The organism is Pantoea sp. F_5, assembly GCF_008631595.1.
Classification (GTDB): domain Bacteria; phylum Pseudomonadota; class Gammaproteobacteria; order Enterobacterales; family Enterobacteriaceae; genus Pantoea; species Pantoea gossypiicola.
This window is the reverse complement of sequence record NZ_VWUO01000007.1, coordinates 180,992-194,214: the sequence shown is the minus strand read 5'-3', so window position 1 is coordinate 194,214 and position 13,223 is coordinate 180,992. Positions and strand designations below refer to the sequence as shown.

The window sequence follows — 13,223 nt, the reverse complement described above, 5'->3', positions numbered from 1 at the left end:
CTGTTAAATACGCAATGCCTGTCCGGCGCTAATTTTCGCCAGCATATGCTGGCTGATGTTGCTTAAATCCACGACTTCACTCACGCCGCCTGTGGCGATGGCCTCACGCGGCATGCCAAATACCACACAGCTGGCTTCGTTCTGGGCGATAGTCCAGGCACCTGCCCGATGCATTTCCAGCATCCCGGCGGCACCATCGTTACCCATTCCGGTAAGGATGACCCCTACTGCATTTCGTCCGGCGTACGTTGCCACCGATTTAAACAGCACATCCACTGAGGGTTTGTGCCGGTTAACCGGTGGACCTTCATTCAGTTTCACTACATAGTTGGCACCACTTCGGGCCAGCTCCATGTGCATCGCGCCTGGTGCGATATAAGCGTGCCCCGGCAGAATACGCTCACCGTCTTCGGCCTCTTTCACCGTGATCTGACACAGCTTGTTCAGACGCTCGGCAAAAGAGCGGGTAAAGCCTGGCGGCATATGCTGGGTAATCAGCAGCGCCGGGCTGGTAGCCGGTAACGGCTGCAGCACGTGACGAATCGCCTCGGTGCCGCCGGTAGAGGAGCCAATCGCAATCAGCTTCTCACTACTCAGCAGTGGCCCCGCTTTCAGCGTCGCTGGTACTGGCATCGCTGCACGGTTGTGCAGGCGGGCACGGGCCGCCGCGCGGATTTTGTCGCCAATCATCTGGCTGTAGCCCAGCATGCCTTCGCGGATGCCGAGCTGAGGTTTGGTGACGAAATCCACCGCCCCCAGTTCCAGCGCACGCAGGGTGATTTCGGAGCCTTTCCCGGTCAGCGATGAAACCATCACCACCGGCATTGGCCGTAATCGCATCAGTTTTTCCAGGAAATCGAGGCCATCCATGCGCGGCATTTCCACATCCAGCGTCAGCACCTGCGGATTAAACTGCTTAATCAAATCGCGGGCGACCAGCGGATCGGGCGCCGTAGCGACCATCTCCATATCCGGATGGCTGTTGATGATCTCGGTCATCAACTGCCGCATCAGCGCAGAGTCATCTACGCACATCACGGTGATTTTGCTCATCATCTTTCCTTCGTCAGTCCATAGACGGTTTGTCCACGCAGCCAGAACTCTTTACTGATCTGACTAAAGTTTTCTGAGTGTCCGGCGAACAGGATGCCGCCCGGCTTCAGCAGCGGGACGAACCGACGCAGAATCTTCTCCTGCGTCTCTTTATCGAAATAGATCATCACATTGCGACAGAAAATTGCGTCGAACTGGCCCGGCAGCGCCCAGTCGTTGGCCAGCAGGTTAAGCTGTGCATAGGTGACCATATTGGTCAGCTCGGGACGCGCTCGCACCATTCCGGCGTGTGGACCGGTGCCGCGCAGGAAAAAGCGCTGCATTTGCGCCGGTGACAGCGTACGCAGCTCCTCCTGGCGATAGACACCCGATACCGCTTTTTCCAGCACCTGCGTGTCGATATCGCTGGCATGGACCTGGAACTTACCTGGCCCGGTTCCCAGCGTTTCCGCCAGCGTCATGGCGATGGAATAAGGCTCTTCACCGGTTGACGCCGCGGTACTCCAGACGCTGAAGTTGCCCTGTCGCTTACGTGCATGCTCCGCCAGAATCGGGAAGTGATGCGCTTCGCGGAAGAACGCGGTCAGGTTGGTGGTCAGGGCGTTGATAAACGCCTGCCATTCGGCACTGTTCGGATCGGACTCCAGCAGCGCCAGGTAACGACCGAAATCATCGATATTCAGCGTGCGCAGGCGACGAACCAGACGGTTGTAAACCATCTCACGCTTATGATCGGCCAGTACGATACCGGCACGCTGATAGATCAGCTGGCTGATACGACGAAAATGCGTATCGGAGAGCGGTAAACGCTGCACCATCTGCGACAGCAGCGTTGTCGTCTCACTTTGATCTAAAATTGTCGATTTTTTCATCTCTGCACCTGGCCCGAACTGAATATATTATTTTTCTGCTGCGATGCCCGGCGGCTCAATGGCGGCCGGGCCACGGGCGATTAAAAGGTTTCCCAGTTGTCGTCGCTGCGTACCGCAGACGAACGACCAACGGCTAACGGTGCATCTGACTGGAGCGTTTTTGTCGCCGTTGTCTTGTTAACGGCCTGAGCGACAAATTCTTTACCAATATTGAACACTGATACCGCTTGTTTTAAGTGACTTGCCTGATCTTCGAGCGCTGCAGCCGCTGCCGCTGACTCTTCAACCAGTGAGGCGTTCTGCTGCGTGACGCGATCCATCTCGGTCACCGCAAGGCCCACCTGGTCAATGCCACGGCTCTGTTCGTCTGACGCAGAAGCGATCTCGCCCATGATGTCAGTGACGCGTGTGACCGCGCTGACGATGTTGCTCATGGTGTCACCGGCGCTCTCTACCAGCACCGATCCGGTATTAACGCGGCTAACGGAATCTTCGATGAGACCCTTGATCTCTTTGGCGGCCTGAGCGCTACGCTGCGCCAGGTTGCGTACTTCACCCGCCACGACGGCAAAGCCGCGACCCTGCTCACCGGCGCGTGCGGCTTCAACCGCCGCATTCAGTGCCAGGATGTTGGTCTGGAAGGCGATGCCGTCGATCACACTGGTGATATCGGCAATCTTTTTGGAACTGCCCGCAATCTCTTTCATGGTGGTAACCACGCCATCCACCACTTTCCCGCCCTGCTGCGCGGTTTCAGAGGCGGTCAACGCCAGCTTCGACGCCTGACGGGCGTTTTCGGCATTCTGCTTCACGGTCGCGGTGAGCTGCTCCATGCTGGCAGCGGTCTGCTCCAGCGAGGCGGCCTGCTGTTCGGTACGCGAAGAGAGATCGTTATTACCGATGGAGATTTCGCTGGCACCGGTATAGATGGCATCCGAGCCGTCACGGACGGTACGGACGGTACGTGCCAGCTCCTGCTGCATATGCTGCAGTGACGTCAGTAACTCACCGATTTCGTTGCGCACGGTAATCTCAACCGGCTGAGTCAGATCACCGCGCGCGATGTGCTGAATATGCTCAATGCTCTGACGCAAAGGGCGGATCAGCACGGAGCGCATCACGTTCCACACCAGGATAATCATCAGCAAGGTCACGGCCAGCGTGGCGATGACGATAGTGATGGAGCGGCTATAGGCCTGCTGGTTGGCTTCCACCCCCTGCTGTGCCATCTGTTTATTGGTCTCAAGCCAGGCGCTGTAATCTTTCTGGAACTTGTCCTGGAAACTCTGCGTGGGCTGATCCACAAACCCTTTAAAGTTGCCGGTGGTGAAAAACACCATCAGCTCTGCCAGCGCATCGTGATAGGCCTTATAATTCGCCTGTAGCGCCAGGACGTTTTCAGCCGTTTTGCCCTGTTCTGACAGATTATCGTTAAAGATCTGATAGTTGATTTCCGCCTGTTTCAGCTCCTCGCCCGCCAGTGCGACCAGCTCTTTTACGCTGGCACCCGATCCCGACATCTGCGCATCCTGCAGAAAACGAATACCGGCGCGGTTGAGGGTGTTACGCGCCTGAACCAGCGAAACCCATGAGGTGCCCATCGCCTGTTGCAACGTATTCAGACGCTGGTTGTAGGCAAAATTCTCTTTATCTGAACTGACAGTTTTGAAAAACATTCCGCCGGAAAACAGCTGCAGCAGCGCAAACAGCGCCAGCACACATAGCAGGCCGGAAACAACGCGTACTCGACTAAACATAAAGACCTCATTGGTTGGCGATTCGTGTTTATTTATCGGCGGCGTCGGGGGGAACTTTATGCGTGGCAACGGCTTTAAACCGCCGCCACGCTGAAAGGCAGAAAATCAGGCGCGGGAAATTTTGAAAACCGAGACGGCCTGGGTGAGGACGCTGGCCTGCTGCTCCAGTGCGGCAGCGGCGGCGGCTGACTCCTCCACCAGCGAGGCATTCTGCTGGGTCACGCGATCCATTTCGGTGACGGCAAGACCGACCTGCTCAATGCCACGGCTCTGCTCGTCTGATGCAGAGGCGATCTCGCCCATGATGTCGGTTACGCGGGTAACGGCACCCACAATCTCATTCATAGTGCTGCCTGCGCTTTCAACCTGCAGTGAACCGCTGTTGACGCGAGACACCGAGTCCTCAATCAGCCCTTTGATCTCTTTCGCGGCCTGAGCACTGCGCTGTGCCAGACTGCGCACTTCACCAGCCACCACCGCAAAACCGCGACCCTGTTCACCGGCACGCGCCGCCTCAACCGCGGCATTCAGCGCCAGGATGTTGGTCTGGAAGGCAATACCGTCGATCACGCTGATAATGTCTGCGATCTTCTTCGAGCTGCCCGCAATCTCTTTCATGGTCGTCACCACGCCATTCACCACTTTGCCGCCCTGCTGCGCGGTTTCTGAGGCGGTCAGCGCCAGCTGTGAGGCCTGACGGGCGTTATCAGCATTCTGTTTCACCGTGGCGGTGAGTTGCTCCATGCTGGCTGCAGTCTGCTCCAGCGAGGCCGCCTGCTCTTCGGTGCGGGCTGACAGGTCGTTATTACCGGCTGCGATTTCGCTGGCACCGGTAAATATGGCGTCAGAACCGTCACGCACATTACCCACCGTCATCACCAGTGACTGCTGCATCTCATGAATGCCGGCCGCCAGCTGGCTCATCTCATTACGTCCTTCAACCACAATCGGCTGGGTCAAATCGCCGGAGGCGATAGCGCGAATCTGCACCAGCAACTGTTGCAGAGGCTGAATCAGCACCTGGCGCAGGCCAAACCAGCAGGTAATAATCACCACCAGCACCACAACACCAATGGTGGCCAGCAGCCACATCATCTGTGTAAACGCTTTCTGATTCTTTTCCATACCCTGATCGGAAAGTGCGGTCTGGAGCGCACGCCATTTGTCATAGCTGCCCTGCATCGCCACCTGCTTCTGCTCAATATTCTGTTTAAACATGCCTTCCAGATCGCGCGCCTGCAGGCTTTTTACCATCGCTTTCAGGCCATTTTCGTAATTCGCGTAGTCAGCTTCCAGCTTGTCACCCAGCTTCTCGTCAAGACCCGGCGTGGTTGGCAGGTGGTAATAGATTTTGAAGTGGCGCTCGGCTTCAACCAGCTGTTTATTCGCTTTGACAATCAGTTCATCAAGCTGACCGCCGTTCATCTCCGATGCCATGCTGGTCTGTAAGCGCAGCATGCCGCGGTTCAGCGTGGTACGACTGTTGTTTAAGGCAATATAAGCGTCAGTCATCTCGGTGACATTGCGATTAGAGACCTGCGACAGTGCGAAGGACTCTTTGTCTTTATTGAGTGCTGACCAGAAAAGGCTGCCAGCGACTAACTGGAGCGCGCCAAAGATAACCAGAACTGCGATTAAACTGGTCACCACTTTTATTTTTTTTAACATCTCGTTCCCCTGCAGGTTAATTTAGGTGCAGCGGCTATATCGGCGTGTTTATAGGATTAATTAATGCTTTTCGGCGCTTTCAGAAGAGAAGTGGCTTTTGTAATTAATTTTATCAGCAGGAGCTGCTGAGTTTGGCTTTAAGCAGCGGATTAAAGGGGGTGGCTGCGCAACCCGCAGGATGCGCAGCATAAATCAGAAGGTTTCCCAGTTTGTATCACTGACCGGGGCCGTCAGGGCTTTACGTGGTGCCAGCGCCTTTGTTGCTGACGAAGCAATCGGCAGATGCTTTGTCAGCGTCTGCCTGGTTTCACGTTCGATTTTAAAGACAGAGACTGACTGGCTTAAACGGCTGGCCTGATCTTCCAGCGACGCGGCCGCTGCCGCGGACTCTTCTACCAGCGAGGCGTTCTGCTGGGTGACGCGATCCATCTCGGTGACGGCCTGCCCGACCTGATCGATACCACGACTCTGCTCATCCGACGCCGAGGCGATTTCGCCCATAATGTCGGTGACGCGTGTGACTGCACTGACGATATCGCTCATGGTTTCCCCGGCGGTGCCGACCAGTTGCGAACCCACGCTGACGCGGTTGACTGAATCATCAATCAGTCCTTTGATCTCTTTGGCGGCCTGGGCGCTGCGCTGTGCCAGACTACGCACCTCGCCCGCGACTACCGCAAAACCGCGACCCTGTTCACCGGCACGCGCTGCTTCAACGGCAGCGTTGAGCGCCAGAATATTCGTCTGGAACGCGATCCCATCAATCACACTGGTGATATCAGCAATCTTCTTTGAACTGCCAGCAATTTCGCTCATGGTTTTCACCACACCCGCCACCACGCTGCCGCCTTTTTCTGCGGTTTCGGACGCGCTGAGTGCCAGCTGTGACGCCTGGCGGGCGTTTTCGGCGTTCTGTTTCACGGTGGCGGTGAGCTGCTCCATACTGGCCGCCGTCTGCTCCAGAGATGCCGCCTGCTGTTCTGTGCGGGCGGAAAGGTCATTGTTTCCGGCAGAGATTTCACTGGCACCGGTGAAAATCGCATCCGATCCTTCACGGACATGGGTTACAGTGCGGACCAGCGACTGCTGCATGTCATGCAGGCTGGCGGCGAGCTGTGTCATCTCGTTACGTCCTTCCACCACGATCGGCTGGGTTAAATCACCCTGAGCGATATGCTGGATATGGTTAATGCTGCCATTCAGCGGGTTTATCACGATTTTGCGCAGGCCAAACCAGCAAAGCACGATCACCGCCACCACGACGCTCATAATAGCGGCAAGGATCCACATCATACGGCTGTAAGCGTTACTGTTCTCGGCCACGCCTAGCGTGGTCAGGCGACTCTGATCGGCCCGCCATTCGCGGTAAAGCGTCAGAAACGCACTCTGGCTCGGTGCCACCGGAGCTTTTGCGGCTGTGGCCATATCATTGACCTGCAGCGCACTCTGCAGGCTGTTCAGCGCGCCCGTATAATCATTGAAGCGCTGGTCAAGCTGATTGTTAAGTTGCTCATCCTGTCCTGGGGTATCTGGCGTCTCTTTGAACGTCTTGTAGAAACCCGCTGCAGCCTGCTGGAAGCGCTGACTCTCTTCAAACAACGAAGCAACATCAGCCGTTTTACCTTCCAGTTTGCTGGTGGCGATACGCAGCTGAACGCGGGTCAGCAAAACACGGCTCTGGTTGAGACTCATATAAGCGTCATTGAGCGCCTGCGTGTTTTGCATCGCCAGCTGTGACACAGCGAAACTTTGTTTATCGTGGCTTAATGCAGAGTAAAAGACAGAACCGGATAAGGCCTGTAACAGCCCGAATACCAGTAACACCAGTAACAGGCTGGTGACCACACGGATTTTCGTTAACATGAGTAACCCTGAACAATGTAGGTGATTTAAAAGTAGCAGTGAGATTATCGACAGGTGAGAGCAGGAAATTAGGGCGGACGTCGGTTTTAAGGATATGAATTCAAAAGAAACTATTACAGTCTGTAACGATTACGGGCCAGCCTAAGCCAGCCCGTGATGATGCGATTACGCGGTACGCAGGTTATCCACCAGCGCCATCTCGTCGCTGCTCAGCAGCTTCTCAATGTCGACCAGAATCAGCATGCGTTCGCCCAGCGCACCCAGACCGGTCAGGTACTCGGTAGACATAGTTACCGCGAACTCTGGTGAAGGTCGGATCTGATCCTGGGTCAGTGACAGCACGTCAGAAACACCATCGACCACGATACCGACCACGCGATTTTCCAGATTCAGTACGATGACCACGGTGTTGTCATTGTACTCAACGTCAGGCTGCGCAAACTTTACGCGCAGATCGATAATCGGCACGATTACGCCGCGCAGATTCGTGACGCCGCGGATGAATTCAGGGGTATTCGCAATACGCGTTACCTGATCGTAACCGCGAATTTCCTGAACTTTGAGGATATCGATGCCGTACTCTTCGTCGCCCAGCGTGAAGACCAGAAACTCCTGACCCACAGTTTCGCCAGCGATTTTTGTCACGGTTGCCATTCCATTCATGTTATTTACCCTTTCGTTATCTGTCAGGCGGCAGCGCCGGCCACACGTTTTTCACGGTTAAGTGACTGCAGTGCTGATACATCAACAATCAGCGCTACGCTACCATCGCCAAGAATGGTCGCGGCGGAGATGCCCGGCACTTTGCGATAGTTACTTTCCAGGTTCTTCACCACCACCTGATGCTGACCAATCAGCTGATCAACCAGCAGCGCGTAACGTTTGCCCGCGCTCTGCAGGATCACCACGATGCCCTGCGTGGCCTCGGTTTTGGCACCCTGCACATCAAAGACGTTCCACAACTCGACCAGTGGCAGATATTCACCACGCACTTCCAGCACGCACTCGCCACCGGCCAGCGGTTTCAGCTCTTCGGCACGCGGTTGCAGTGATTCCATCACCGCATTCAACGGCAAAATAAAGACTTCATCCGCCACGCGGACGGACATGCCATCAAGGATGGCCAGCGTCAGCGGCAGCAGGATACGAATAGTGGTGCCTTTACCCTGCTTCGAGGCGATTTCAACGTGACCGCCCATCTCCTGAATATTTCGTTTCACCACGTCCATTCCGACGCCGCGTCCTGACACATCCGTCACCTGCTCCGCCGTAGAGAAGCCCGGTGCGAAGATCAGCATGCCGACCTCTTCGTCGCTCATGTTCTCATGAACCGGCAGGCCCGATGACAGGGCTTTAGCCAGAATACGTTCACGGTTCAGGCCGGCACCATCATCTGACACTTCGATACAGATGTTACCGCCCTGGTGTTCCGCGGAAAGCGTCAGGTTACCGGTGGCCACCTTACCGGCCACCAGACGTTTCTCTGGCGTTTCGATACCGTGGTCAAGACTGTTACGCACCAGATGCGTTAACGGGTCGATGATGCGTTCGATCAGGCTCTTATCAAGTTCGGTTGAGCTGCCCAGCAGGGTCAGTTCGACCTCTTTGCCGAGTTTGCTCGCCAGGTCACGCACCAGACGCGGGAAGCGGCTGAAGACATATTCCATTGGCATCATACGAATCGACATCACCGATTCCTGCAGGTCGCGGGCGTTACGCTCCAGCTGCCCCATGCTGTTCAGCAGGTCGCCGTGCGCCACCGGGTCGAGTTCACCGGAACGCTGGGCAAGCATCGACTGGGTAATCACCAGTTCACCCACCAGGTTGATCAGCTGATCGACCTTCTCTACCGCAACACGGATGCTGGAAGATTCGCTCGACTTCGCCGGTGCCGCGACGCGCTTACTTTCACGCTTCGCCGCTGCCACGGGCAGTTCGGTAACGCTGGCGGTGTGAACCTCTTCTGCTACCGGTGCGGCGGCTGCAACAGCAGCAACCGGCGCGGCAACCGCTTCGTCAGCGTCCGGGAAGCGGATCTGCGCTTCGTCGATGACGAAGCAGAGCACCGCCACGATGTCATCTTTACCGACGCCATCAATGCAGACGTCCAGCGTGGTGCTGCCCTTCTGCACATTGGTCAGGGTCCCGAGATTGCTCATCTCTTCCAGCATCAGGTCGACTTCTTTTTCTTTGAGGTCGATCAGCTGTACCCGCAGACCGCTGGTGCTGGCCGGTTCCGCGCTGGCAGGGGTTACCGTCGCCGGCACATCAACCGGCAGACCTTTCGCCTCGAGCGCCAGCTGGCGCAGCGCTTCACAGATATATTTGAAGCTCTCCGCGTTAGGCTCCTGCGCGGTTTTATAAGCATCGAGCTGTTCCTGCATAATATCTTTGGTTTCCAAAAACAGGTTGATGATGTCGGTGCTGAGCTGCATCTCGCCGCGACGAGCACCATCCAGAATGTTTTCCAGGATATGAGTCGTTTCCTGTAATACCGTAAAACCAAAGGTTCCGGCCCCACCCTTAATGGAGTGGGCGGCACGGAAGATGGCGTTTAGCTGTTCCGAATCTGGCTCCTGCGGGTCCAGGCCCAACAGGTGTTGTTCCATATCCGCTAACAGCTCATCGGCTTCATCAAAAAACGTCTGGTAAAAATCGCTGATGTCCATACTCACGGGAATCACCTCGGCTGTGAGGGGGCTGCTGTATTCACCGCGCTGCCCTGGGGTGCTGGCGGTGCGGTAATTTTTTCAATGGCCGCCGGATCGCTGATCTGGACGGCATCACTTTCTGCGTTCTCTTTTTCTATTGCCGCTTCGGTGTCGTGGTTCAACACCAGCAGGCTGATGCGGCGGTTAACTGCGTCATTACCGCCACGATTTTTCAGGCGCATGGTGTCGGCCATACCTAACACCCGTAAAATTTTGCCACTATCCAGACCGCCCATTACCAGTTCCCGGCGTGAGGCGTTAGCGCGGTCGGTAGAGAGTTCCCAGTTGCTGTAGCCTTTGTCACCGCTGGCATACTGGAAATCATCGGTATGTCCGGCCAGGCTGATGCGGTTCGGGATGTCATTGAGGATCGGCGCTATCGCACGCAAAATGTCGCGCATATACGGCTCCACCTCGGCACTGCCGGTCTTAAACATCGGGCGATTCTGGCTGTCGATAATCTGAATACGCAGTCCCTCTTCCACCATGTTGATGATCAGATGCGGCCGCAGCGCTTTGAGACGTGGATCCGCTTCAATCATCTGGTCGAGCTTTTCACGCAGCCGGTTAAGGCGAATCTCATCCAGCTTGCGTTTCTGGGCGTCCATATCGACGACTTTGTTCACTTCGCCAATCTTTTTGGTCGGATCGTCACCGCCGCCAGGGATCGGGCTATCGCTGTCGCTGCTGCGCGCGCCGCCGGTAATCGCGACCTTAAGCGGCGTTTTGAAGTAGTCTGCAATCTGCACCAGTTCCTGCGGGTTGGCGATCGACAGCAGCCACATCACCATAAAAAAGGCCATCATCGCCGTCATAAAGTCGGCGTAGGCAATCTTCCACGATCCGTGGCTGCCTTCATGGCCTTTATGTTTGCGCTTTTTGATCAGCACAATTGGGCGATTGCCGTGTTTCATGAAGCCTCGTCTGAAGTCTGTTTAGCCGGGTTCTTGGCGTTACGTACATGCTCTTCAAGTTCGCTGAACGATGGGCGCTCGGCGGAGTAAAGGGTTTTACGACCAAACTCCACCGCAATCTGCGGCGCGTATCCATTAAGGCTCGACAGCAAAGTCACCTTGATGCACTGCATCATCTTGGTGGTTTCCGCACACTTCTGACGCAGGACTGACGCCAGTGGAGAAATAAATCCGTAGGCCAGCAAAATGCCCAGGAACGTTCCCACCATCGCATGGGCCACCAGCGCACCGAGTTCAGCCGCCGGACGATCGGCCGAGGCCAGTGCGTGAACCACGCCCATTACCGCCGCCACGATGCCAAAAGCCGGAAGACCATCGCCCACTGCTGCAATACTTTGCGCTGGTACGTCACACTCGTGTTCGTAGGTCTCGATCTCTTCATCCATCAACGCTTCGATTTCAAAGGCGTTCATGTTGCCGCTGACCATCAGGCGCAAATAATCGGTAATAAAATCTACTAACTGTTTATCGGCAAGAATGCGGGGATAATTAGCAAAAATTTCACTCTGGCTGGGATCTTCAATATCACGCTCCAGCGATAACATGCCCTGCTGACGCGACTTCGCCATCAGGCGATAAAGCAGCGACATCAAATCCATATAAACCGCTTTATTGTATTTGGAGCCGCGAAATAACAGTGGCAGCGCTTTCATCGTTTTTTTAATCGACTTACCATTGTTGCCGACTAAAAAAGCACCGGCACCGGCACCGCCGATCATCAATAATTCGGCTGGCTGATAAAGCGCGCCCAGATGGCCACCGACCAGCGCATATCCGCCCAACACGGAGCCTATAACAATCAGGTAACCTATAATTATCAGCACAAAAAAATCCTTACGTTCATAACGTGTTGGTGGCAGTTAAGCCAGAGAGCCGCAGGCGTTATTCCTGAACCGCAAGCAAAAAAAAAGCAGCGGTATTAACCGCTGCTGGATGAATTCCACAGTGCGAACAAACTTAAACGGCGTGTTTAACCTGTTCATCCAGCAGTTGTGGAAACATATCGGCAGGTTCTGCAGAAAGTTTACGTCTTTTTACGGCACGTGATGGTGGCTGGCACAGGCTGCAGGTAAAGCTGCCAACCGGCTGATGCGCATGATTAATAAAGCTGCCATTACAGCATTTGCAATCCGCCAGTTCCAGCATGCCACTTTCAACGAATCGGACCAGGGTCCAGGCGCGGGTCAGCGCCAACAGCGGGCCCTCGTCCGATTGCGGACACTGTTCGAGATATAAACGGTAAGCTTTGATCACGGCATCGACGCCGCTGCACAAACCGGTTTTCAGTAAAAATTTCCAGGCGTTACAGAACATAGAAGCATGGATGTTCTGCTCCCACGTCATAAACCAGTCCGTGGAGAACGGCAGCATGCCTTTTGGCGGCGGACTGCCACGTAATTCTTTATAGAGCTTGATCAGACGACCACGGCTCAGCTGAGTTTCACTCTCTAACATCTGCAAGCGCGCACCTAAAGTGATGAGCTCCATGGCGAGCTGAATATCACGGGCTTCCTGAACAATACTTTTCTCACTCATGACATTGCTCTCTTTTTAGCAGGCGCTTCATCTTTAGACGCATTACGCAGTAAACGGCTTGATAATAAAATGCCGGTGTGGATTTGTTGTAAATCATCCACGCGTGATTCCTGCGTCAGGCGATTAATGGTGTTGCTATCGGTAAAACGAAACTGGCAAACCAGCTGATTGGTTTCCGCCATTTTTACCATCTCAGGCAATGTTAATTCAGATAATGCGTTCGCCATTTTTTCGTCAATACCGAGGCGAAACATTGCAGAAGCTTTATCCTGGTTAATTAAACGCTGCGCGAGCAGTAAATAAGACAAGTTAAGGTCATAAATATGTTTCAGTACTTCAGAGGTGCCCATTATTTTTCCATCCTGAGAGATGCGACGTAACTGTATCGCAGATTAAAATCTGCGGTTCGAGCTGCTGTTTGTTAAATCAAAAGATGGCAAAAAAAACTTCACATAATTTCAATGTCACTGTTTTTCGCCTTCTATTTTCGTGGGTTTCAGACCCACTGAAGGTCGAAAATCCATGCCATTCTATTTTCGAGTTCCGGACATCTTCCGTGACGTCTTCTTACATTTTTTAGGACTATTCCGAAAACAACGCAAATCTATATCGTCTGATTTCGACATACAACGACAGCCAGATGAAATTTTAGATAAAGTGTGACGCAGATCACACTTTTAACGCAAATTTCTTCAGCAACCCTTTACGATTACTCGCTGAGTGGTCGCTTTTTGAACAAAAATGTGTGTTTTTAAGTCCAATTTGTCCTGAGAAAGGTTTAATAGGGGG

11 protein-coding genes are annotated in these 13,223 nt (G+C 54.4%); all 11 read right to left on the bottom strand.

Translation table 11 applies throughout. From position 1 onward, the window contains the following. Window positions 1-3: 3 nt before the first annotated feature. Window positions 4-1,053, bottom strand: coding sequence for a chemotaxis response regulator protein-glutamate methylesterase (locus F3I44_RS11655; RefSeq protein ID WP_150015331.1), 1,050 nt, complete (start codon window positions 1,051-1,053; stop codon window positions 4-6). Then, complete coding sequence (gene cheR / locus F3I44_RS11650; protein WP_150015291.1) at window positions 1,053-1,925, bottom strand: protein-glutamate O-methyltransferase CheR; 873 nt, start codon at window positions 1,923-1,925, stop codon at window positions 1,053-1,055. Before cheR ends, F3I44_RS11655 begins: the two co-directional genes overlap by 1 nt. Window positions 1,926-2,005: 80 nt before the next feature. Continuing rightward, window positions 2,006-3,682 carry a methyl-accepting chemotaxis protein gene (locus F3I44_RS11645; protein ID WP_150015290.1) on the bottom strand — a complete coding sequence of 559 codons (1,677 nt, stop codon included), beginning with the start codon at window positions 3,680-3,682 and terminating at the stop codon, window positions 2,006-2,008. Between the two features lie 105 nt (window positions 3,683-3,787). After that, window positions 3,788-5,350, bottom strand: a complete 1,563-nt coding sequence (locus F3I44_RS11640; RefSeq protein WP_150015289.1) for a methyl-accepting chemotaxis protein — start codon at window positions 5,348-5,350, stop codon at window positions 3,788-3,790. A gap of 192 nt (window positions 5,351-5,542) precedes the next feature. Beyond that, entirely contained in the window at window positions 5,543-7,213 is a 1,671-nt protein-coding gene (locus F3I44_RS11635; RefSeq protein ID WP_150015288.1) for a methyl-accepting chemotaxis protein, read from the bottom strand. Between the two features lie 165 nt (window positions 7,214-7,378). Continuing rightward, entirely contained in the window at window positions 7,379-7,876 is a 498-nt protein-coding gene (gene cheW, locus F3I44_RS11630; protein WP_150015287.1) for a chemotaxis protein CheW, read from the bottom strand. 23 nt (window positions 7,877-7,899) lie between these two features. Beyond that, a complete protein-coding gene (gene cheA, locus F3I44_RS11625) occupies window positions 7,900-9,882 on the bottom strand; it encodes a chemotaxis protein CheA (RefSeq protein ID WP_190285952.1) in 1,983 nt (660 codons plus the stop codon). An 11-nt stretch (window positions 9,883-9,893) separates the two neighbouring features. Beyond that, window positions 9,894-10,838 carry a flagellar motor protein MotB gene (motB, locus tag F3I44_RS11620; protein ID WP_150015285.1) on the bottom strand — a complete coding sequence of 315 codons (945 nt, stop codon included), beginning with the start codon at window positions 10,836-10,838 and terminating at the stop codon, window positions 9,894-9,896. Continuing rightward, window positions 10,835-11,722: a flagellar motor stator protein MotA gene (gene motA / locus F3I44_RS11615; protein ID WP_150015284.1), complete on the bottom strand. Its 888-nt coding sequence runs from the start codon at window positions 11,720-11,722 to the stop codon at window positions 10,835-10,837. Before motA ends, motB begins: the two co-directional genes overlap by 4 nt. A gap of 133 nt (window positions 11,723-11,855) precedes the next feature. Continuing rightward, a complete protein-coding gene (gene flhC, locus F3I44_RS11610; RefSeq protein ID WP_013358233.1) occupies window positions 11,856-12,434 on the bottom strand; it encodes a flagellar transcriptional regulator FlhC in 579 nt (192 codons plus the stop codon). Next, window positions 12,431-12,784, bottom strand: coding sequence for a flagellar transcriptional regulator FlhD (gene flhD / locus F3I44_RS11605; RefSeq protein WP_150015283.1), 354 nt, complete (start codon window positions 12,782-12,784; stop codon window positions 12,431-12,433). Before flhD ends, flhC begins: the two co-directional genes overlap by 4 nt. Window positions 12,785-13,223 lie beyond the last annotated feature (439 nt).

What these genes read in the sequence shown, in the direction of transcription:
- F3I44_RS11655 (WP_150015331.1), bottom strand. Translation starts at nt 1,053, where the DNA reads ATGAGCAAAATCACCGTGATGTGCGTAGATGACTCTGCGCTGATGCGG.
- cheR (WP_150015291.1), bottom strand. Translation starts at nt 1,925, where the DNA reads ATGAAAAAATCGACAATTTTAGATCAAAGTGAGACGACAACGCTGCTG.
- F3I44_RS11645 (WP_150015290.1), bottom strand. Translation starts at nt 3,682, where the DNA reads ATGTTTAGTCGAGTACGCGTTGTTTCCGGCCTGCTATGTGTGCTGGCG.
- F3I44_RS11640 (WP_150015289.1), bottom strand. Translation starts at nt 5,350, where the DNA reads ATGTTAAAAAAAATAAAAGTGGTGACCAGTTTAATCGCAGTTCTGGTT.
- F3I44_RS11635 (WP_150015288.1), bottom strand. Translation starts at nt 7,213, where the DNA reads ATGTTAACGAAAATCCGTGTGGTCACCAGCCTGTTACTGGTGTTACTG.
- cheW (WP_150015287.1), bottom strand. Translation starts at nt 7,876, where the DNA reads ATGAATGGAATGGCAACCGTGACAAAAATCGCTGGCGAAACTGTGGGT.
- cheA (WP_190285952.1), bottom strand. Translation starts at nt 9,882, where the DNA reads ATGGACATCAGCGATTTTTACCAGACGTTTTTTGATGAAGCCGATGAG.
- motB (WP_150015285.1), bottom strand. Translation starts at nt 10,838, where the DNA reads ATGAAACACGGCAATCGCCCAATTGTGCTGATCAAAAAGCGCAAACAT.
- flhC (WP_013358233.1), bottom strand. Translation starts at nt 12,434, where the DNA reads ATGAGTGAGAAAAGTATTGTTCAGGAAGCCCGTGATATTCAGCTCGCC.
- flhD (WP_150015283.1), bottom strand. Translation starts at nt 12,784, where the DNA reads ATGGGCACCTCTGAAGTACTGAAACATATTTATGACCTTAACTTGTCT.